Source organism: Faecalibacterium sp. PGM34 (assembly GCF_054456555.1).
Genome location: NZ_CM136898.1, coordinates 654,388 through 674,986, shown reverse-complemented (window position 1 = coordinate 674,986; position 20,599 = coordinate 654,388). Strand labels below are relative to the sequence as shown.

Here is a 20,599-nt window from a genome sequence, read left to right as displayed (position 1 = left end):
CCCGGGAAAATCTGCGGATCTTCCCGGGGGACTTTTTCACAGGAGGGGTCGTGAAGGCAAACTGCATTTGCAGCGCTTGTTTCCTACGGAAACAGCCACGCTGCGGGGAAGCTTATTCTCTCACGCAAGAGGGCTGCTGCACAAACCGTGCAGCAGCCCTCTTGTCTTTTATCACTTGCTCTGTTTGCCCAGCCAAGTCCACAGATCCTCACCGGTGATATCATCCTTGCATTCCCGGTTGAAGAAGTACAGCCAGCTCCAGTGACCCATATACTGGTAGGGTTCCCCCTCCGTACCCTTGTACAGACCGGTGGTATCATGAACATCGGCAAAAATGCTAGTGTGCACCTTGGCATCCACCGCTTTCAAACGTGCCAATGTGGGTGCCTCGTAGATCGTCGGGTCCACAGTCGTGTCGTTCTCTGCATAGACGAACCACATGGGCAGTTCCTTCAGAGTAGCCAGCTGCTCCTCGGTAATGCCGCTGTCCTTATAGGCCTCGCAGATGGGATAAGCTGCTGCAAAGTACCCGGGATACTGGATTGCCATATTCACGGTCATATAACCACCGTTGGAGCAGCCGCCAATGAGGATGCGGTTCGTGTCGATCTGGGGATGCTCTGCCACAAAGGCATCAATGAGCTCCTTCAGGGTCTGGGTGTACACCGAGGGCACGCCCGGGTTGTTGCCCCAGTCCCCGGCCTCGTTATATTGCAGCCAGAACGTGGGGGTCTGGGGCAGCAGCACATAGGCAGCCCCGCCCATGGCCTGCTGGAACTCGTCACTGAGGAGCGCAGAGGCTTTGTTGCCCAGAAAAGCAATAGAAGGATCCTTGCCGCCCTCTCCTGCACCATGGAGCCAGATGACCAGAGGCAGCTTTCGGCCCTTAGGTGCGTAGTAGCCATAAGTCAGCTCTTTGCCATCGGTGCCGCGGAACACTCCGTTGGTGACAAACTGCTTCATCTGAGGGATCAGGGCATCCTCGTGGTCCACTACCGGGTCCACAGCAGCGGTGACCTTCTGCCCCAAAATGGTAGCCAGAGCGGAGTTTTCCTTCATGTTGATCTCCAGCTCATAGGGCTTGCACCATGTATTCATGCCCACCAGAAAGTCGTAGCAGAAGGGACTGCCGGTGTTGGGGTCGCAGGACATCTCCAGACAGACATACTTGGAGGGGACCTCCAGCTTTTTACCGCTTTTAGAGCAGGTATAGGCCGCTGTTACCATGCGGGGCGCGCTGGCCACAATGTGGGGGCCGCCAACGTTGCCCCAATCCATGGACTCCTTGTGCTCCACCACCGAGTCGATATCCTCCACCCGGACGCTGCGAGGATCCAGTAAACGGTCAAAGGCAAGAATGGTCGCCTTGACGCCGGGGCCCCAATCGTAACCCTCCACCACAGCGGTCTGCGTGCAGGTAAGAGCCAACTCCGGCTTAAAACAAGCGCTGGCAGAGGTAGCGCCGCTTACCACCGCTGCACTCAGCATACCGGCAGCTGTGCCGGTGCGAAGAAACTGACGACGAGAAATTTTGTTCATGATAGTCTCCTTTTTTCGGTATTCTTCCTGCCGCGGAGCCCGAAGCTCCACATTCTGATGCTAGGATAACAGATTCCCGAGAAAAATATCATTTTTTTCACAATCTGTCGTTTTCACTGCACAATCTGCAAAAGTTTCAAAAAAGCGCAATCTTTTACTGTATATATTGCACAATATGGTTTCCCCTTTTATTGTGCAATATTCCATACCGCACTATCCGAAGGCAGGTGTGCATAACGTTCCTGTAAAAGCAGAAAGCCGGACGGCCCGCAGGCTGCCCGGCTTTGTGTTATCACAAGGTTTTACTGATAATCGTGGTTGAGGAACAGGGCCTTGATGGCTACCACCTCGTCATATTCCTCCTGCTCCACCTGCACGTCCGCGTTCAAGCTCTTCAGGCGTGCCTTGACTGCTTCCAGTGCCTCGGGCACGGTGACGGCGCGGCCCTCCTCCACGGCGTCCATCATCTGCTTGAGCACGATGGGGTGGGCGTACCAGCTTTTCACCGGGAAAGCGCCGTGGGGGTAGTGCTTGACATACTCTGCCATGGCAGCCTCGGCCTTGTCCGCACGCTTCATGATGGCGTTGTTGTTATTGTGGGCGGTGGGCAGCATATTGTAGCTGGAAAACAGGAAGATGGCGGCAAAGCCGAACAGCGCAAAGTACACGCCGTAGCTGCCGGTGTGGCTGAACACGGAATACAGACCGTAGGCCGCAGCCGCAACACCCAGCACAAAGATGGCCAGCGCCACATACCGGTACACCGGCTTACTTTGCAGCTGCGCACGCTTGCGGCGCTGGGCAGCGCTCAGCTCGGCGGAAAGCTCCGGCTTTGCGTCCAGATACTCCTTCGCCCGGCGCAGGGTGGTCATGCTGTGCTGTGCCTCGGCAGAAAGCTCCGGCAGCTTGCGGGCGGCCTTTTCGGCGGCCTTTTTCTCCAGCGCCTGCTCTCCGGCAGCGCTCAGCAGATGCAGCTGCGGCTGCTCTTTGGCAAGCACCTCCAGCAGGGCGTCCACGTCCCGCTCGTCCTTGAAGTTGCACTGCTTCTGCTTGCCGCCGTCGTACTCCACCACAAGATACGCCATGGAGACAAACACGCCCTTGCCGGAAAAGCCCCCGGAGCTCATAGCCACCCGCTTGAACACCCGGGTGATGCTGCCGTAGGGCAGATAATAGCGGCGGTCGATGTAAAAGCTGTTCAGGTACAGCGCCTTTTTGCCCACGCCGCAGGGGCCGATCTTCCGGCAGGCTTTTTTGTCTGCCTCCAGCTCCTGCGGGTCAAGCTTTGCCATGCCCAGCTGTGCGGGTTTGAAAATCATGGGTAGTTCCCTTCTTTGCTATAAATTCTACGCCCCTATTTTCCCACGGGGCGGGGGCAATTGCAAGCCTTGTTTTTAAAAAACAGCGCCCGCCGCTGTACGGTCAGGCAGCGGCGGGCGCAGGTCACTTACGGAAATATGGAGCCATCAGTTCCTTATGCCTTGGAAGCAGAGTGCTTCTTGGTAGCATGGAGGAACAGAGCCAGCATTGCGATGGCAAAGACGATGCCGATGGGGTAAGCAACGGCGGTGTTGTAAGCCACCAGCTTGCCGTCCGCATAGGTGTTGATCATCTTGCCCAGGCACTCGGGAGCCAGCACGAAGTAGGTGCAGGACACAGCGCTCATGAAGGTAGCAGGCACGGCGGTGATCCAGAAGTTCTTCTTCTCCTTGAACAGGTACATGGAAGCAGCCCACAGGACGATCATAGCCAGCGTCTGGTTGGTCCAGCTGAAGTAACGCCAGATGACAGTGTAGTTGATGAAGCCCAGTGCGTTGCCGATGCCAAGGAAAGCACCAACGCCCAGCACGGGGATGCACAGCTTCAGGCGGTTTACGTAGCTGTCCTGATCGATCTTGAGCCAGTCGGACAGGGTCAGACGAGCGGAACGGAATGCGGTATCACCAGAGGTGATGGGGCAGATAACGACACCGATCATAGCCAGTGCCACACCGACCTTACCCATGGTCTTGAGGCAGACGTCGTAGATAGCGGCAGACTGACCGGCAGCCAGAGCCTCGGCCAGACCGACCATCTTGCCGTCGGTGATGGTGTACAGTGCGCAGCCAGCAGCAGCCCAGATCAGAGCGATGATGCCCTCGCTGATCATTGCACCGTAGAATACGAAGTGACCCTGCTTCTCACTCTTCATGCAGCGGGCCATCAAAGGCGACTGGGTGGAGTGGAAACCGGAGATAGCACCACAGGCAACGGTGATGAACATGAAGCTCCAGATGGGAGTGTTGGAGGGATGCATATTGCTGAAGTTTGCCCAGATCTCGGGGATGGTGTAGGTGGGGTTGGTGAAGATACCAAAGATAACGCCCACAGCCATGATGATCAGGCAGATGCCGAACAGGGGGTAGATCTTACCGATGATGGCATCAATGGAGATAAAGGTTGCGATGAAGTAGTAAGCCAGAATGATGATCAGCCAGAACAGAGTGGTGGTCATCACACCGGACATACCGCCGTTCTTGCACAGGGTAACGATCAGACCTGCGGGACCCACTGCGAACACGGTACCGACCATGATCAGCAGCACCACAGAGAACACACGCATGATGTTCTGCATCACAGGGCCCAGATAGCGGCCGGTGACCTCAGCGATGGAAGCGCCGTCGTTGCGCTCGCTCATCATGCCGGAGAAGTAGTCATGTACGCCGCCGGCAAAGATGGTGCCGAAGGTGATCCACAGGAACACCACGGGACCCCACAGAGCACCCTGCAGTGCACCAAAGATGGGCCCCAGACCTGCAATGTTCAGCAGCTGGACGAGGAACAGCTTCCACTGGGGCATCACAACGTAGTCAACGCCATCGTTGATGCGCACAGCAGGAGTTTCACGGTCGTCCGGTCCGAACGTGTTGTCCACGATCTTACCATAGACAAAGTAGCCTACGATCAGAAGCGCCAGACACAGTAAGAAACTAATCATACCAGAAACCTCCTTTTGAATTTCAGCCGCCGGCAGCATATGCCATACTGCGGCTATGATCGATCTCTGGCTTCATGTTAACACCTTTTTCATAATTGTGTTAATATTTTTTAGGTATAGTTCCTATATCAAAAAGTATATGGCCGCTTATTTTATTTGTTTTCGCAAACTTTCATTTTGCAGCGATGATTCGTTTTAAATTATTTTACAGTTTCTAAAATTTTTTCTCCCGGGAACGGTCAAAGCCGTCCCCGCCAAACTTTGCACCGTCTTTTTGTGCACTTTGCTTAAAGGTTTGCAATTTTCTCTCCAAAACGTGGGATTTGGGACGAAAAGAAGGGAAATCCGCCCTCTCAGGCAGGGCACCCCTTCCGTCTGCTCCCGTTGGTCGCAGCCACCTTCCCCAAGGGGACGGCTTTCAGCGTTGCCGCAAGCTTTCTCTTTGTTCTTGATACTTTAAGTACCAAGGGCAACGGCGTGCGCCCTCTCAGTCACCTTCGGTGACAGCTCTCCCAAAGGGAGAGCCAAGCCGTTAGCCTCGTTGCTAAAGTTTTAGGTGCAACGAGAAAGCTTCCGGGTGCGCTCTTGCCTCTCCCTTTGAGGAAAGACTTCCCCCGCTCCGGGGGAAGATGTCGCGCAGCGACAAAAGGGGGAGTGTGGATGCGAACGCAGTGAGCAGACGGAGAGGGCGAGGACGCTCCCCGCCGCGCGACTGTTTCCGCAGGAAACCAGCGCGGCAGCTGCCGTTTGCCTTTACGACCCCTCCCGTGAAAACGCAAAGCGCACGCGGCGCGCATTTCAAATCTTCTTCCACCCGCTGTCCTTGATGGTGGCATCTGCCTGCTTGTGCAGCAGCTGCACAAACAGCTGCTCCTCCGGCTGCAAAGGCTCCCGCTCCGGGTACACCAGCACGTCCCGCATCTGCTGCTTCTGCGCCGGGCAGCCGTGCAGCGCCAGATGGTACTGCTCCAGCGCGCGCTGCGGCATGGGGGACGACCACATATAGGCCGTGGGCAGGTTCTGCAAAATGCAGAACTGACTGCACCGCTCGTACACATGGATGCGGCGGTTGGGGTTTGCCTGCCAGTGGGAGACGGTGCTCTCCTCCCCGGGCAGATGGGCGTCGCCGTGCAGCACCTCGATGTAATCGTTCAGCTCGTCAAGCTCGCGCACCTGCCGCCGCGCCAGCGGGCTGTCCTGACTGGTGAGCAGCAGATAGGAAAATTCCATGATGGGCTCCTGCCGCAGGCCGTGGCGCTGGCAGTAGCGCAGATAGTAGTCCTCGTCCTCGGCGGCGTAGCGCAGCAGCGCCATGTGGTAGCCCTGCCGCAGCACAAAGTCCAACGCTTCGATCGCGCCGCTCTCCCGGATATGCACCCGCAGCTGCTCGCTGCGCGCCGCCTGCTGCAAAAAGTCCACCGCCGCATAGGAGGCGTAGGTGGCATGGGTCAGCACCACCCGCAGCTCGGCGCAGCTGCGCTGCTGGTGCGCCTCCTGCTCCAGCTCGTCCACCTGCTGCAGCACCCGCTGCGCCTGCCGGATGAACCGCTTGCCCTGCTCGGTGGGGATCATGCCCGTGGAGGAGCGCTCAAAAATGCGCAACCCATATTCCTCTTCCAGATTCTTCAGTGCCTTGCTGACATTGGGCTGCGCCGCGTACAGCTGCTTTGCCGCCGCCGACACCGACCCCCATTTCATGATAGCTACCAGATATCGCAGTTCCGTAATATTCATGAACCCCTCCGCGTGGTTTGCAGTCGTAACCGTATTGTAACAATTTCTCCGCGCCGCTGTCAAGCGGGGGAGTAAACTCCCCCGGCAGCGTCCTCGCCCTCTCAGTCAAATCCTACGGATTTGACAGCTCTCCCAAAGGGAGAGCCCTTGGCATAGCGGCAAAGTTTCCGGCTAAAACGCAAAGTTGCTTGCCCGGAAGGGGCAACCTCACAGCGCGGATGTTTCCGTAGGAAACAAGCGCGGCAGCTGCCGTTCATTTTTACGACCTCTCTGGTGAAAGGGTGTTCCAGAAACGCCCGCAGGCGTTTCTGGAACACAAATATAAAATCCAATTCCGCTGATTATGCGCAGCAACGACGACGACCGCCGCCAGTGGCGGAAACAGGGAGGAGTTGTTGGGGCAGCGGCCAGCAAGACGCACGTGCCGCCCAAGGCACGATGCGGATGCTGGGTGCCGCAACCCGTAAGAAGCGGAGCGCATTCCAAATCGTCCCTCTTCCCTTGCATCAAAGCCCCCGGGTGCTATATAATAAGGAAAAACAAAAAGGAGGGGCTGTACCATGCCGGAATACCGCGTGCTGCGCATTGACGAGCAGCTGTACGGCTGCGAGGAGCTGCCCGCCGGGCAGCCGGTGCTGTGCGATGTGACCCTGACCGATGCCGCCGGGGCTGCCCGCATTCTGCCCTACCCGGACAAGGAGCTGACATATCTTGGCATCGAGGAGGGAGACACCATCTGTCTGCTGCCGGACGGCACCCTGCACAAGCTGTAAGGAGTATTTTTATGCACAATATCTATTTCACCCGCCACGGCGAGACGGTATGGAACGTGGAAAATAAGATCTGCGGCATGACCGACAGCCCGCTGACCGCCCGCGGGCAGCAGCAGGCGCGGCAGCTGGGCGAGCTTGTCCGGGACAGCGGCCTGCACATCGACGAGATCCTGTACTCTCCCCTTTCCCGCGCCGCCGACACCGCAAAGGCCATTGCAGCCGCTACCGGTCTGCCCGCCCGCTGCGAGCCCCGCCTGCGGGAGCAGTGCTTTGGCAAATACGAGGGCACGCCCCGGGACGGTGCGGAGTTCCGCATCTCCAAGACCCACTTTGCCGACCGCTATGTGGGCGGCGAAAGCATGATGCAGCTGGCGCAGCGCATCTACAACCTGCTGGACGAATTGAAAGCCGACACCGGCAAGACCTATCTGCTGGTGGCACACAACGGCATCGCCCGGGTGGTGCACTCCTATTTTTACGATATGACCAACGAGGAATACGCCGCAGCGGGCATCAAAAACTGCCAGCTGGTGGAGTATACCTTTGAATAACAGGAAAGCCGCCGGAGCCCCGGCGGCTTTCCTGTTATAGCGCATCAACCATGACGGTAATGGAATTTCTGGTCCTTTGTCACGAACATATACACGCTCACCGCCAGCGCGGCAAGCTCGGCGGCGGTGACAGCCAGCCACACGCCATCAATGCCCCACAGGGCGGGCAGCAGAAGCAGCGCGGCAAGCTGGAACAGCAGGGTGCGCAGAAAAGAGATGAGAGCACTCGTCACGCCGTCCCCCAGCGCTGTGAAGAAAGAGGACGCATACACGTTGAAGCCCATGATGAGGAAGCTCAGCGCATACAGCCGGAAGGCGCGGTTTGTCAGCGCCAGCAGCTGGGCATCGTAGCCCACAAAGATGCGTGCCACATAGGGGATGATGACCATGGACGCCGCCGTCATGGTCACAGCCACCACGGCGATGAGGCGCAGGCTCTTCTGGTAGAGGTTATGCACCTCGGCGTGGTTGCGCGCGCCGTAATGGAAGCTGACGATGGGTGCGCTGCCCACCGCATAGCCCACGAACACCGCCACAAACAGGAAGGCAGCATACATGATAACGCCGTAAGCCGCCACACCGTTTTCTCCGGCAAGCCGCAGCAGCTGGAAGTTATACAGGATATTGACCAGCGACATGGAAAGGCTGGTCATCAGCTCGGAAGAGCCGTTGATACAGGCATCCCACAGCACGCGGCCGTAAAGCTGCGTTCTGCACAGGTGCAGGCGGCTGGTATTGCCGCGGTCAATAAAGTAGAACACCGGCAGCACGCCGCCCACCAATTGGCTGATGAGGGTGGCAACGGCAGCGCCCTCCACGCCCCAGTGCAGCATACCCACCATTACCACGTCCAGCACCATGTTGGTGCAGCCTGCACCAACGGTGAACCAGAAGCCCAGAAGCGGCTTTTCGGCGGTGACGAAAAAGCTTTGGAACATATTTTGCAGCGCAAAGGGCGGCAGCGCCAGCATCAGGATGCGCCCGTAGCGCACGGCGTAGTCCAGCAGCTCGCCCTTTGCGCCCAGCAGCACGGCGACCGGCCGCAGGAACAGGATGCCCAGCACGGCCAGCACACTGACCGAGATGAGCGCTGCCAGCATCAGCATGGAAAAATAGCGGTCGGCTTTTTTCTGGTCGCCCTCGCCCAGCGTGATGCCTACGATGGCGCTGCCGCCGGTGCCCAGCATAAAGCCGACCGTGCCCAGCAGCTGCGGCAGCGGCATGATGAGGTTGACCGCTGCAAAAGCCGTTTTGCCCACAAAGTTGGAAACGCACAGTCCATCCACGATGCCGTAGATGGAGGTGAACAGCATGGTGCCGATGCAGGGCAGCACGAACCGCAGCAGGCGGGAATAGTTGAAATGATCGGACAATTGGATGGTTTTCTTTGGCATAACTCCTCCTTTTTGATCTCTGCACATGCAAAAAGGCCGGATAAGAACCACCGCTCCGGTGCGTTCCCTCTTCTGCTGCGGCACTACGGTGCCCACAGCCTCCGGGAAGCACGAACGGCGACATCTTATCCGGCCTTTCAATTACGTTGAAACAGCCCTCCGATGAGCGAAAAACAGTATAGCAAAGTTTATTTTTGATGTCAAGCCCTGCTTTGCATCATTCCGCCGCAAGGCGGACAAAGGGCGCGATGGCGTTGGCGTCGCCGTGGCGGACGATGGAGTAGGTGATATCGCAGTAGGGCTGGATGGCGGTGCTCTTTTCCACGGTGGAGATGAGCAGCACCTGCAATTGCAGGCGGCGGAACAGCTCCATCATGGGGCGGATACGGTCGCTGGTCATCTTGCTGAAGGCCTCGTCCAGCAGCACCAGCCGGATGCTGTTTTCGCTCTTCTGGTAGATTTGCAAAAGGCTTGCGCAGATGGCCACATAGAAGGGTGCCTGATTCTCGCCGCCGGAGGAATCGCGGCTGACGCGGGAAAGATACGCCTGCTGCCCGGTGACCTGATTGGTCACCTTGATATCGTAGTCCAGATAGGTGCGGTAGTCCACATAGTCCGAAAGGGTGGCACCGGCGGCGGTGCGTCCCTCCTGCCGGGCGCGGGTGTTCTCGTCCACGTCCGCCATGATCTTTTCCATCAGCTCGTCCACCTGACGCTCGTAGGCGGGGTCGGCGGTAGCGGCAAGGTTGTCCAGAGAATCACCCTCGGTCATCTGCTGGTTGCCCTTATCCACGATGACCTGATAGAACGCCGCAAGCTGCGGGTCGCGGCTGGGTTCCAGCTCAAAGCGGTAGACCTCCTCGCCGTAGGTCAGCTGCTCCATGACCTTGTTCAGCTCCCGGAACTGCCGCCGGGCGTTGAAGATATCGTCCTTCATGCGGAACAGGATATCCTTGCGGAAGCGGTCCTTGCAATCCCGCTGCGCCTGCTCCAGGCGGGCGGCGTAGCGCTCCAAATCAATGCGCACAAGGCTTTCGTGCTGGGCGCGGTACTGCTCCAGCCCGGCAAGCCCCAAGGGATAATCGCAGACATAGCGCTGGTTGTAGGCTTTCTGCGCCGGTTCCAGCGTGCTGTTCAGGTAGACAGTCAGGGCATCGTCCAGCTTGGCCTGTGCCTTTTCGGCGGCCTGCGCGGCGGCGCGGGGGGATTTGTCCGGCCCGGTCAGCGCCTGCTGACGGCTGCGGGAGAGCGGCTCCACCAGCGGGTGGGCGGCAAAGAAGCTCTCTGCGGCCTGTGCGCTCTTTTCGGCGGTGTCCACCGCCTTCTGCTGCTCCGCCTCACAGGAGGTGATCTGTTTTTCGCATACGCGCAGATCGCCGCCGGTCTGCTCCACGGCAGTGCGGGCGGCTTCCCATGCGGCTTCGCGCACCTCTTCCTCCTTGTACAGCTGCTGCAAAAGCGGATTCTCGCGGCACTCCGCCAGCTTTGCCGCCTGCTCGTCCACCGCCGCGCGGGCGGCGGTCAGGGCGGCGCGGGCGTCCCACAAAGCGGCAAGCTCTTCCAGCGTGGTGCCGCGCAAAAGGGTCTGGTACTGGCTGTATGCAGCTTTCAGGTTCTGCTCTGCCTGTGCGGCGGCGCGTACCTCCTCGGCAAGGGCGTTCATCTCCCCTGCCAGTGCCCCGGCGCGGGCGCGGCGGGCTTCCAAGCCGATATAGCGCTGCGGGGTGCGCAGACGCTCCAAGCGGAAGGGGTGGTGGCGCAGAAGATCCCGGGTGGCGCTGTCGGGGTAGTTTTCCAGCGTGTCGGGGGTGTCGCAGCAGACGATGCGGCGCAGGATGGTGTCGGCGTACTGCGCGGCCAGCGGGTTTTCGCTGGTGACCTGTGCCGCCAGACTGTCGGCGGGGGCGGTGTCGGCGCGGCGGTTAGCCTTGCGCAGACCCGGGGTGTCCAGCAGGCTGATGGGGCCTACCTTATCCTTCAGCGCCACAAAAGCGCTTTTTGCGGCGGCGTAGTGGGCGGGCGGCACAAGGATATCGAACCGGCGGTCGCCCAGACAGGCTTCCACGCAGTCCTGCCAGCTTTCGTCCTCCACGTTCAGCAGCTCGCAGAAGATGCGGGCGTCCGGCTCCATGCCACGGCTTTTCAGCTCGGCATTCACGGCGTCCCGCACCCGGGTGGCGGCGTCGCCGTGGGGGTACACCCACTTGCCGCCGGATACGGCGTCCAGCTCGGCGCACTTTTCGGTCTGCTGCCGCTGCAAGGCGGCGGTGTGCTGCCGGGCGGCAAAATAGGCTTCTTCCAGCGGCTTTTCCTGTGCGGTCAGCCAGTCGGTCAGGGCGGGCAGGGTGTCGGGGGTCAGGTCGTCCAGCTTCTGCCCGGCGGCAAAGCCGCTGCGGCGCAGCACAGCCAGCAGATTGCCGGTCTTTTCGGCGGCTTTTTCGGCGGTATCGGCGCGGCGGGCAGCGGCATCCAGTGCGGTCTGCCGGTGCGCCAGCTCCTCGCTGAGGGCATCCAGTGCGCGCCCCTCGCCGCTGGCACCGGCGGCGCTGTGGGCGGTCAGGTAGGCGCGGCGGGCTTCCGCTTCGGCGGTCTTGGCCTCGGCGTAGCGGGTGCGCAGCGTTTCCTGCTGGCGGCGTCCGGCGTCCACCCGCTCCTGCCAGACGGCCTTTTCCCCGGCATCGGCAGCAGCCCGCGCCAGCAGGGCGGCGCCCCGGTTCACAAGGGCTTCGGTCTGTTTTTCGGTGGCTTCGCGGCCATAGCGCACGATCTCGTCCAGCGCATCGGCGCGGGTCTGGGCTTCCGCCAGAACAGCGTGCAGGTTTTCCAGCTCCAAGCGGTCACCCTGCAAGGCTTCCAAGTCCAGCTCCGGCTGGGGCAGGATATACTGGTACAGAAACTCCCGGAAATTCGGGATCTCGTCCATGCTGGTGCCCATCTGGAACACCTCGTTGAACTTTTTGCCCAGCGGGCTGGCTGCGCGCCCGATGCCCAGTGCGCGGCAGATGCGGTCCCGCGCTTCGCTGGGGCTGCGGGTGTAGGAAAGCCGTCCCTCGGCGGGCTTGAAGTCCTCCTTGGCGCTGGGCGCACCGGTGCGCGGGTCGAGGAAGGGCAGCTGCTCCAGCGTGATGCCGTCCTCCGAGATATACCATGTCTGGTCGCCGGGGTGCAGCTCCTGCATGGGCCCTTCGGACTCCACCCGCACCGCGATGACAAAGCTGGTGTGCTTTACGCTGTCCCAGAACTCTGCCCCGATATACGCCACGGTATGCCCCGGGCGGCGGTAGGCGTTTTCGCCGCGCTGCTTGGCGTGGACAGAGCCTTGCAGGGTGCGGCCGCTTTTCTTATTGCCCAGCGCATTGAAGTTGCGGTTGGTGGTCAGGCAGTAGCGGATGGCGTCCAGAATGGTGGTCTTACCCACAGCGTTCACGCCGATCATATAGGTCAGGCGGGCGCAGTCGAAGGTGGTATTTTCAAAGTTGTGCCAGTTGATCAGTTTCAGGCGCTTGAGTTCGATCATACTTCACCCTCCCCTGCTTCCGTGTCTGCGCCCTCCGGGCGCTCGTACAGGCCAAGCTCGGTGCGGGTGCGGGCGCTCTCGGCGGCGGCATCCGCAAGGTCGGCGTCCGGCAGCGCCAGCAGCACCGTGGGGAATACCTCAATGCGGCTGTCCAGCCCGGAAAGCCGCCCCACCGGCCGCGCCAGATTGTACCGGCGCAGGGTGCGCATAAGCTTTTCCAGCGTTTGCTGATCCAGCTTGCGGGGCAGGTTCATCTTTTGCAGCTCTGCCTGCACCTCCTCTACGGTCACCAGCACCTCGTCCGCACTGGCGGCAAGGCTTTCCCGCTTTTGCAGGTACAAAAGCCGCAGCACCAGCAGCAAAATGCTTTCATACTTGAGCAGCCGCGCCTGACTGCCCTCGTGCTCGTTGACCAGCGCCGCCGCCTGCATGGGCGCGGGGTACAAAAGCACCGCGTAGCCCAAGGGCTTGAACACCGCCCGCACCTCGTTGAGGTGATCCTGAATATACAGATATTTTGCCCGCTGTTCCTCTACGCAGCCCAGCACGAAGCAGTGGTTGAGCAGATAGTTTGCGGTCTCTTCCAGCAGATCAATGGTTGCCATCCGTGTTTACCTCCTTGCGGCGGGTCAGGACAAAATCCTGAAACCGGAAGCCGCCGCGCTCCACCCAGTTTCCGGTCAGGGTGATATCATACTCCCGGTGCGGCGACTGGGAATAGGTGTGCAGGCCGATGATGCCTGTAAAGTCGTTCGGGTATTCCTCCACAAGGGTGGAGGCGTTCACCTGCCCGCGGGCGGCCAATGCCTGCCGCGCCAGCAGCGCCACGTTTTCCTCGGTGACGGCAAGGCGGGCGTAGTCCAGCAGCAGCTGCTGCTCCTGCCGCAGCCGGTCGGGGTCAAGAGGTTCGGTGCGCACCGGGGCAAGAGGTGCTTCGGTGCGGGGCGCGGCGGGGGGATACAGCGGTTTTGCGCCGAACACTGCCGCCGGGTACAGGTGCAGCCGCGCTGCCACCGGGCCATCGTCCGGCTCGAACAGCTGCTCCGGGCTGCGGATATCCTCCGCATAGCGGCGCAGCAGCGCGGTGACGCTGCCCTGCGCCGAGCGGTCGCTCAGCAGCAAAAACTGTGCCCGCTGCACCGCCCGCTTGCGGTAGCGGATGTGGCTGGCGTCGATCTCCTTCATCAGGGTGCTCATCTCTTCCAGCGCGTCCCGCTGCTGCTGGATGAGGGCACGCACCCGGGGTGCAGCCTCGCCGGGGGCGCAGCGCTCCACCCGGGCGTAATCCAGCGCCAGACGGGGCAGCTGGTTCTGCTCACAGTCGTCCAGCTCTTCTTCCAGATAGGCGCGATAATTAAACAGGTTATCGCTGGTTTTAAAGCGATGGTACGCCGCCGCCACCACCTTTTCCTCGTACTGGTCGAACAGCTCCAGCACCTCCTGCGGGGTGCGGTTATGGGTCAGGCGGTCGATATAATGCCCAATGGAGGCGTTGAGGGCGCGCAGGGACTTGTTCAACGTCTCAAGGTCTGCCGCCACCTCCCGCAGCACGTTCTCGTAGGGGCTTTTTTCCTGCCCGATGCTGCCCAGCAGCTGCCACGCCTTGTACAGCTTGCCGGTGTAGGTGACCACCCGGGGGTTCAATATCTCTTCCAGCGCATCCAGCAGCGGGGTGACCTCCGGCATAAAGGCAAGGGTGGGCTCGGTCTCGTAGCTGCCGGGCTGCTCTTCCAGCCAGCCGGTGCGGCGCAGACGCAGCAAAAAGCCCACCGCCAGCGTGTGGGGGTCGCGGGTGGGCTGCTCGTCCTCATCGCCCGCGCCGTCGGCATCCAGCGCCAGCGGCTTTGCCAGCGCGGCAAAATAATCCTCGGCGCGGGAGACGGCTTCGGCGCGGGAAATGCTGTAATCTGCCGTATGGCGGCACTCCTCCCAGAGCAGCAGCAAAAGCTCTGCATAAAACGCCCGGTTGGGCCCCGCCAGCGGGCGGAACAGCCGTGGGCTGACCAGTTCAAACAGCTGCATGGAAACGTCCTTTCTGTGTAAGTTCGATACCCTTTTATTGTACCACAGCAGGCGGGGTTTGTCACAAAAAGGCGAAAAAAAGCCCCGGGGAGCGGGTGCTCTCCGGGGAAGAAAGGACTGACGATTCTTTTATTTGTTGTAAGCAATGTTCACAATGCGGATGGTAACAGCCATGTAGGTACGCTTTTCGTTGCTCTTAACAACGACAGCAGCGCCTGCCCACTTGTTATCCAACTTCACATTTACGTTGCCGCCAACCTGACCAACTGCCTTGCTAATCTCAGTCATCAGATTCGTCAGAATGACACCATAGTGGTAGTCCATGGTTACAGTAAAGGTAACATACTCCTTTGCGGGGTCAATACCATCGGAATGAATCTTTCCCTTGAACACAGCAGAACCATGGCTGGCTTCAATATCTGCATCCAGAAAATCCTCTGCGATCTTGTAAAGCTCGCGGTCATTCTTGACCTTGCCGTCATCGTCACACAGCTCAGTAGCCTCGGTTCTCTTACCGAGCTGCTCCCGGATTGCTTCTTCCTTCTTCGTGTCCGCAGCAGTGCCGCCGCCGGAACAGGCGGTGAGCATCACCATAGCCATCACACCTGCCAGCAGCAGGGCTACGAATTTTTTCAGGTTCTTCATAAGGGTATCCCTCCAATCAGCGTTTTTGTGGATATGTTTCTTTTTTCCCGAAAGGCTTTCGCAACCATCGTTGCCTTTCTGCCCTGATTATATCCGACACCTGACGGTTTTGTCAATCGGGAATATCGCTAAACTTCCCGAAACAGTTTCGTGAAAAAGGATGAAAACAAGGGGATTTGTTGCAGTTCTGGTATATTCTGGAATCAATTCTGTCGACAATCCACGGAATCTTCTTTTCCCTGCCCCGGCGGCGCGGTTTTGCCGGGTGCGGGGGTACTTAAATTTGGACATATGTTGTGTTGGCGGTGTTAACTTTCTTGAAAAGGGTTCGCCCTCTCAGGCGCTCCCGCGCCAGCTCTCCCAAAGGGAGAGCCAAGCCGTAAAGTTCAGCGCTAAAGTATTAGGCGCAAAGAGAAACTTCCCGGCAGTGGACTTGGCTCTCCCTTTGGGAGAGCTGGCAAAGCCGCAGGCTTTGACTGAGAGGGCGTAGGACGCGAGAACCCCCCAGTCTGCGGCTTTGACTGAGGGAGTTCCCGACAGGCAAGACTGAGAGGGCGGGCCATTTCCCCATTATTTTGCCTTTTTACACATTTTCACCACGTTTTTGTGGTAAAATCATGTCCGAATTGAAACGAACTTGGAGGAAGTACCCATGCAACACTGTCCCGCCCGCGCGGCACAGCGGCTGGCGGCGGCAGTTCTGGCGCTGGTTTTGCTGCTGTGCGCCTTTTTGCCCCGTGCCCACGCCGCCGAGCTGAAAGAGAAAAACGGCATCCGGCTGCTCAGCTTCGACACCAGCCACATCCTTTCCATCGGCAACCAGACCTCCGGCAAGTGCAGCCTGTACGCGCTGCGCTACGCCCGCACCATTCTGGACGGCAAGGTGTGCTCCGGCAGCGGGATGTGGTCGAACGGGGCGGTGTGGTTCGCCGCGGGCTACACCGGGTACTCCGGCACCCGCGCCGAGTGCCTGAAAAAGCTGTACAGCGAGCTTTCTGCCGGGCATCCGGTGATCGTGCACCTGAAGAACACCACGGTCAGCGGAGTAAAGCGCCACACGAACCGCACCTCTACTTATGAATACCACCTGACCTCCTCCGGCTGGGACGAGGTGAACTACCCCCACATTGCCACCAGCAGCACCTACGGACACTGGGTCTGCGTGGCGGGCATCTCCCCCACCGCCGACCCGGAAAACCTGACCGAGAGCGACTTCTACGCCCTCGACCCCGCCCGGGTGACCGCCAACGGCCGTCTTGCCGTCACCCGCCTGCTGGACAATACCCTGTGGGTGGAAAACTCCCCCCTCAAGGTGCTGGGGTGAAAACGGAATTACTCTTTATATAGAACAAAATCGGGCAGTCTGCGGACTGCCCGATTTGTATTTTTACGGGGGAAAGCTTTTTATTGCATTTGATACTTTAAAACAGGACTGACAGCGTGCGCCCTCTCAGTCATCGCTGCTGCCAGATTCCCCCTTTTGTCGCTGCGCGACATCTTCCCCCGGAGCGGGGGAAGTCTTTCCTCAAAGGGAGAGCCAAGAGCACTGCCAGAAACTTTCTCATTGCACCTAATACTTTAGCATCGGGGCTAACGGCTTGGCTCCCCCTTGGGGGAGCTGGCGCGGGAGCGCCTGAGAGGGCGCACGCCGGTGTCAGGCGCTCTGTTTCTATTCAGTTCCTTAATATCCCTTTACCGAGAAGCCGCGCTCCCACGGGTCGGGCGGGATATTCTTGCTGCGGATGCCGGTGATCTGGATATAGTCGCTTTTCTGGATCATGGCGAACAGGGACATGAATTTGTCCGGGTCGCCCTGCACTTCCAGCGTCACGCTGCCGTCGTCCTCGTTCTGCGCCCAGCCGGTCAGACCAAGCGCTTGCGCGGCGTACCGCGCCCGGTAGCGGAAACCCACCCCCTGCACCTGCCCGGTGATGGTGTAGCGCCGCCGCTCCGTGCCCTCCGGCAGTGCGGGCGGGGTGCGGTCTTTTTTGGAAAGAAAATCAAACACGGCAGTGTCCCTTTACAGCTTCTGATATGCGGTCATCAGGGCGGGGATGAACTGCTTTTTGCGGCTCACCACGCCCGGCAGCGTCCAGCTGGCATCGGCGGCGGGCTGGATCTCGAAGCCCTCCGTCAGCACCCCGGCGGCGTAGCGCCCATTGCAGATGACCACGCTCTCCTCCTTGGGCACATCGGTCAGCAGCATATAGATATCTTCCACGTTCTGCTTGTTGCGTGCCTCTTCCAGATACGGCTTCAGCAGTGCCTCGGCAGCGGTCAGGTTCTTGCGGGTCATGTAGCTGCCCTGCGCCACGCCAAAGCGGATATCGCCGCACATGAACACCTTGAAGTCCTGCAAGAACACTTCCTCGGCGGTCTTGCCGTCCAGCTTTTCGCCGGCTTCGAACATTTCGTTGGCAAACTCGTTGATGTCCACCCCGGCGAGCTTTGCCAGACGGTTGGCGGCGTTTACGTCGATAGGGGTGCAGGTGGGGCTGCGGAACACCAGCGTATCCGAAAGGATGGCGGCCAGCAGCAGACCGGCGGTCTTTTGCGGGATGGTCACGCCGTTTTCATCGTACATCTGGGTGACGATGGTGGCGGTGCAGCCCACCGGCTGGTTGCGGAAGTACACCGGGCCGCTGGTCTCCAGACTGCCGATGCGGTGGTGGTCGATGATCTCCAGAATCTCGGCCTGATCAAAGCCCTCCACCGCCTGCGTGGCCTCGTTGTGGTCCACCAGAATGATGCGGCGCTTGCGCAGGTTGATGATGTTGCGGCGGCTGATCATGCCGCAGTACTTGCCGTCTGCGTCCAGAATGGGGAAATACCGGTGGCGCACCTTTGCCATCACGCGGGTGACGTCTGCCACCGGGGTGACGAGGGTGAATTTCATGATATCGTCCCGGGTCATGTAATAGGAGATGGGTGCGCACTGGCTGATAAGCTTGCCCGCCGCGTAGGTATCGCAGGGGGCGCTCATGATGGCTACGCCGGTCTCGGCGGCGATATGCTGGATGGTGCGGCCTACCTTTGCGCCGTTGCAGATGATGATGAGAGAAGCTTCCTTCTCAATGGCGCAGAGCTGGCTTTCGTAGCGGTTGGTCAGGATGACGATATCACCCTTTTCCATGCTGCTTTCCAGCATTTCCGGGGTGGCGGTGCCAATGCGGATGTGACCGGTGGTGCACTCCGCGTCCTCGCTGCCCACTACCATGGTAGCACCCAGCGTTTCCAGAATATTGCGGTAGCTGGTGCGGCTCTTGGCAAGGATGCCGGTGTCGAACAGGTCCATGTTGGCGGTGGCGATATCCTTCACCGTGATGACGCCCTGCAATTCGTCATCCTCGCTGGTCACAGGAAGGGTGTCGATCTTCTGGTCGCGCATGATCTCCCACGCCTTGCGCAGGCTGGTGGAGCCGGGGATGCCGGGCACCTGCCGGTAATCCACATCCCGAATTTTAGGGTTGACATCGGTGCACATCCGGGGCGGCGTGACCCCGAACTTTTTCAGCACAAATTTCGTTTCCTGATTCATCTTGCCCGCACGCCGGGCCTCGCAGACCAGATCGCTGGTCTTGTTTTTCAGCTCTGCATAGGCAATGGCAGAGCAGATGGAGTCGGTGTCCGGGTTGCGATGCCCGATGACCACGACCTTATGCGCAGTTTGCTGCATACTGTACCCCCTTATGGGTCTTTACCTTCTTATCATTTACCAAAGCAGCGCCCCTTTCCTGCACAGCGGGGCGGGCTGCAACCTTATTTTAACACAACTGTGCCCATGGGTAAAGGGCACTGCACACGGCAGACTGTTGCTTTTTGGCCTTTTCTTGTATACAACCCCTTGCATTTCGACAGCTTCCGCTGTATGATAGAAGCATTCGAGCTTTTTTGTCATTTGCAACGGAGGACAGCATGAAATCGCCCAAATTCACATCCACTCCCCTGTTTCCACGGCAGGCGCTGGTGGCGCTGCTGCTGCCGCTGATCGCGGAGCAGGCGTTAAGCGTGACCATCGGTCTGGCGGACACATTGATGGTATCCTCGGTGGGCGAAGCCGCCGTGTCCGGCGTGAGCCTTGTGGACAGCTTCAACACCCTGATGATCCAGATCATGAGCGCGCTGGCGACCGGCGGCGCGGTGGTCACCAGCCAGTACATCGGCCATCAGGAGCCGAAAAACGCCAAGGCGGCGGCGGCGCAAATTTTATTTGTGCTGTCCAGCTTCAGTGTGCTGGTGGCGGCGGTGGTCATCGGCGGGCGGCACGCCATCCTGCGGGGCATCTTCGGCTCCATTGATGCGGACGTGATGCACTACGCCGAGACCTATTTTCTGCTTTCGGCGCTGAGCTACCCCTTCATCGGCCTGTACAACGCCGGTGCGGCGCTGTTCCGGGCGCAGGGCAACAGCAAGATCAGTATGCTGTCCAGCTTGGTGATGAACGTGGTGAACATCGGCGGCAACGCGGTGCTGATCTACGGCTTCGGCATGGGGGTCATGGGTGCGGCGCTGGCCAGCCTTGTGTCCCGCGCCATTGCCTGCGCGGTGGTGCTGTACCTGCTGCAAAAGCCGGGCTGCACGCTGCGGGTGGACAGCCTGCGGGCGATGGCACCGAATGGCGGGCTGATCCGGCGCATCCTGCGGGTGGGCATCCCCGCCGGTATCGAGAACGGCATGTTCCAGATCGGCAAGCTGTCGGTCTCCAGCCTGACCTCCACCCTTGGCACGGCAGCCATTGCCGCCAACGCAGTGGCCAATACCACCACCACCTTCCTGAACATCCCCGCCAACGCCGTGGGCATGGCTGCCCTGACCGTGGTGGGCCAGTGTCTGGGTGCGGGCGAAAAGGAACAGGCGGTGTACTACTCCCGCCGCCTGATGCTGACCGCCTACTGCGGCGCGTGGGTGATGAACCTTTCGGCCTTCTTCTTCGCCAACCGGTTCGCGGTGTCCCTGTTCAACCTCTCGCCGGAGGCACAGGCCATGGCGCTGGACATCATGGTGTGGTTCAACATCGTTTCCCTGTTCGTGTGGCCGTCCAGCTTTACCCTTCCCAACATCCTGCGCGCCGCCGGTGATGCCCGCTTTACCATGACCGTGAGTATCGTGTCCATGTGGGCGTTCCGGGTGGGCTTCTGCTATCTGGCCGTGCTCTGCTTCGGCGGCGGGCTGCTGAGCATCTGGATGGGCATGTATCTGGACTGGGTGTTCCGCTCGCTGTGCTTCTACTTGCGCTTCCGCCGTGGCAGCTGGCTGGAGCAGAGTGTGATCTGAATATTTGGCATCCACCCCTTCACCGGTCTGTGAAAGACCGGTGAAAATGGGGCGGATGCCTTTTCTTTTTGCAGGAAAACGCCGCTCTGATTCGTATTATCAACAGAAGGTTGCCGGTGTTTTTTTACAGGTTCCACAAATTATTTTTTCAGCACTTGACAAAGTTTTCACCT

General features: G+C 59.7%; 15 protein-coding genes. 4 read left to right on the top strand and 11 right to left on the bottom strand.

Going from position 1 to position 20,599, the window contains the following annotated elements:
* Positions 1-171: 171 nt before the first annotated feature.
* The 4 genes from ACXPUX_RS03230 to ACXPUX_RS03215 all read right to left on the bottom strand — a co-directional run bounded on the left by ACXPUX_RS03230 (position 172) and on the right by ACXPUX_RS03215 (position 6,250).
* Entirely contained in the window at positions 172-1,539 is a 1,368-nt protein-coding gene (locus tag ACXPUX_RS03230; RefSeq protein ID WP_458829986.1) for a prolyl oligopeptidase family serine peptidase, read from the bottom strand.
* Positions 1,540-1,841: 302 nt separating this feature from the next.
* Entirely contained in the window at positions 1,842-2,858 is a 1,017-nt protein-coding gene (locus tag ACXPUX_RS03225; RefSeq protein ID WP_458829984.1) for an ATPase P, read from the bottom strand.
* 155 nt (positions 2,859-3,013) lie between these two features.
* The gene (locus tag ACXPUX_RS03220; protein WP_458829982.1) at positions 3,014-4,516 is read right to left on the bottom strand and encodes a carbon starvation CstA family protein; all 1,503 of its coding nucleotides are present in this window, start codon (positions 4,514-4,516) and stop codon (positions 3,014-3,016) included.
* 798 nt (positions 4,517-5,314) lie between these two features.
* Complete coding sequence (locus tag ACXPUX_RS03215) at positions 5,315-6,250, bottom strand: LysR family transcriptional regulator (RefSeq protein ID WP_458829980.1); 936 nt, start codon at positions 6,248-6,250, stop codon at positions 5,315-5,317.
* Positions 6,251-6,810: 560 nt separating this feature from the next.
* On the opposite strand from ACXPUX_RS03215, the gene ACXPUX_RS03210 reads away from it, so the two are divergent.
* Complete coding sequence (locus ACXPUX_RS03210; protein ID WP_458829978.1) at positions 6,811-7,023, top strand: hypothetical protein; 213 nt, start codon at positions 6,811-6,813, stop codon at positions 7,021-7,023.
* Between the two features lie 11 nt (positions 7,024-7,034).
* Complete coding sequence (locus ACXPUX_RS03205) at positions 7,035-7,574, top strand: histidine phosphatase family protein (protein WP_458829976.1); 540 nt, start codon at positions 7,035-7,037, stop codon at positions 7,572-7,574.
* A gap of 44 nt (positions 7,575-7,618) precedes the next feature.
* On the opposite strand, the gene ACXPUX_RS03200 is transcribed toward ACXPUX_RS03205, so the two are convergent.
* From ACXPUX_RS03200 to ACXPUX_RS03180, 5 genes are all read right to left on the bottom strand, one after another.
* Entirely contained in the window at positions 7,619-8,968 is a 1,350-nt protein-coding gene (locus ACXPUX_RS03200; RefSeq protein ID WP_458829974.1) for an MATE family efflux transporter, read from the bottom strand.
* Between the two features lie 217 nt (positions 8,969-9,185).
* Positions 9,186-12,485: an ATP-binding protein gene (locus tag ACXPUX_RS03195; RefSeq protein ID WP_458829972.1), complete on the bottom strand. Its 3,300-nt coding sequence runs from the start codon at positions 12,483-12,485 to the stop codon at positions 9,186-9,188.
* Positions 12,482-13,090 carry a DUF4194 domain-containing protein gene (locus ACXPUX_RS03190; protein ID WP_223452384.1) on the bottom strand — a complete coding sequence of 203 codons (609 nt, stop codon included), beginning with the start codon at positions 13,088-13,090 and terminating at the stop codon, positions 12,482-12,484. Before ACXPUX_RS03190 ends, ACXPUX_RS03195 begins: the two co-directional genes overlap by 4 nt.
* Entirely contained in the window at positions 13,077-14,507 is a 1,431-nt protein-coding gene (locus ACXPUX_RS03185; protein WP_412312239.1) for a Wadjet anti-phage system protein JetA family protein, read from the bottom strand. Before ACXPUX_RS03185 ends, ACXPUX_RS03190 begins: the two co-directional genes overlap by 14 nt.
* Positions 14,508-14,636: 129 nt before the next feature.
* Positions 14,637-15,152, bottom strand: a complete 516-nt coding sequence (locus tag ACXPUX_RS03180) for a hypothetical protein (RefSeq protein WP_458829969.1) — start codon at positions 15,150-15,152, stop codon at positions 14,637-14,639.
* A gap of 652 nt (positions 15,153-15,804) precedes the next feature.
* Here ACXPUX_RS03180 and ACXPUX_RS03175 point away from each other — a divergent pair.
* Positions 15,805-16,476 (top strand): cysteine peptidase family C39 domain-containing protein, encoded by a 672-nt coding sequence (locus tag ACXPUX_RS03175; RefSeq protein WP_458829967.1) that lies wholly within the window; start codon positions 15,805-15,807, stop codon positions 16,474-16,476.
* A gap of 357 nt (positions 16,477-16,833) precedes the next feature.
* On the opposite strand, the gene ACXPUX_RS03170 is transcribed toward ACXPUX_RS03175, so the two are convergent.
* Both ACXPUX_RS03170 and ACXPUX_RS03165 read right to left on the bottom strand, forming a co-directional pair.
* Entirely contained in the window at positions 16,834-17,160 is a 327-nt protein-coding gene (locus ACXPUX_RS03170) for an acylphosphatase (RefSeq protein ID WP_458829965.1), read from the bottom strand.
* A gap of 12 nt (positions 17,161-17,172) precedes the next feature.
* Complete coding sequence (locus ACXPUX_RS03165; RefSeq protein WP_458829964.1) at positions 17,173-18,828, bottom strand: putative manganese-dependent inorganic diphosphatase; 1,656 nt, start codon at positions 18,826-18,828, stop codon at positions 17,173-17,175.
* A gap of 239 nt (positions 18,829-19,067) precedes the next feature.
* Between ACXPUX_RS03165 and ACXPUX_RS03160 the strand changes: the two genes are divergently transcribed.
* Positions 19,068-20,426: an MATE family efflux transporter gene (locus ACXPUX_RS03160; RefSeq protein WP_458829962.1), complete on the top strand. Its 1,359-nt coding sequence runs from the start codon at positions 19,068-19,070 to the stop codon at positions 20,424-20,426.
* Positions 20,427-20,599 lie beyond the last annotated feature (173 nt).

Bases quoted from the DNA above. Each gene is read 5' to 3' on its own strand.
- ACXPUX_RS03160 (WP_458829962.1), top strand. From the start codon at position 19,068: ATGAAATCGCCCAAATTCACATCCACTCCCCTGTTTCCACGGCAGGCG.
- ACXPUX_RS03220 (WP_458829982.1), bottom strand. From the start codon at position 4,516: ATGATTAGTTTCTTACTGTGTCTGGCGCTTCTGATCGTAGGCTACTTT.
- ACXPUX_RS03195 (WP_458829972.1), bottom strand. From the start codon at position 12,485: ATGATCGAACTCAAGCGCCTGAAACTGATCAACTGGCACAACTTTGAA.
- ACXPUX_RS03230 (WP_458829986.1), bottom strand. From the start codon at position 1,539: ATGAACAAAATTTCTCGTCGTCAGTTTCTTCGCACCGGCACAGCTGCC.
- ACXPUX_RS03215 (WP_458829980.1), bottom strand. From the start codon at position 6,250: ATGAATATTACGGAACTGCGATATCTGGTAGCTATCATGAAATGGGGG.
- ACXPUX_RS03210 (WP_458829978.1), top strand. From the start codon at position 6,811: ATGCCGGAATACCGCGTGCTGCGCATTGACGAGCAGCTGTACGGCTGC.
- ACXPUX_RS03200 (WP_458829974.1), bottom strand. From the start codon at position 8,968: ATGCCAAAGAAAACCATCCAATTGTCCGATCATTTCAACTATTCCCGC.
- ACXPUX_RS03180 (WP_458829969.1), bottom strand. From the start codon at position 15,152: ATGAAGAACCTGAAAAAATTCGTAGCCCTGCTGCTGGCAGGTGTGATG.
- ACXPUX_RS03225 (WP_458829984.1), bottom strand. From the start codon at position 2,858: ATGATTTTCAAACCCGCACAGCTGGGCATGGCAAAGCTTGACCCGCAG.
- ACXPUX_RS03175 (WP_458829967.1), top strand. From the start codon at position 15,805: ATGCAACACTGTCCCGCCCGCGCGGCACAGCGGCTGGCGGCGGCAGTT.
- ACXPUX_RS03185 (WP_412312239.1), bottom strand. From the start codon at position 14,507: ATGCAGCTGTTTGAACTGGTCAGCCCACGGCTGTTCCGCCCGCTGGCG.
- ACXPUX_RS03165 (WP_458829964.1), bottom strand. From the start codon at position 18,828: ATGCAGCAAACTGCGCATAAGGTCGTGGTCATCGGGCATCGCAACCCG.
- ACXPUX_RS03190 (WP_223452384.1), bottom strand. From the start codon at position 13,090: ATGGCAACCATTGATCTGCTGGAAGAGACCGCAAACTATCTGCTCAAC.
- ACXPUX_RS03205 (WP_458829976.1), top strand. From the start codon at position 7,035: ATGCACAATATCTATTTCACCCGCCACGGCGAGACGGTATGGAACGTG.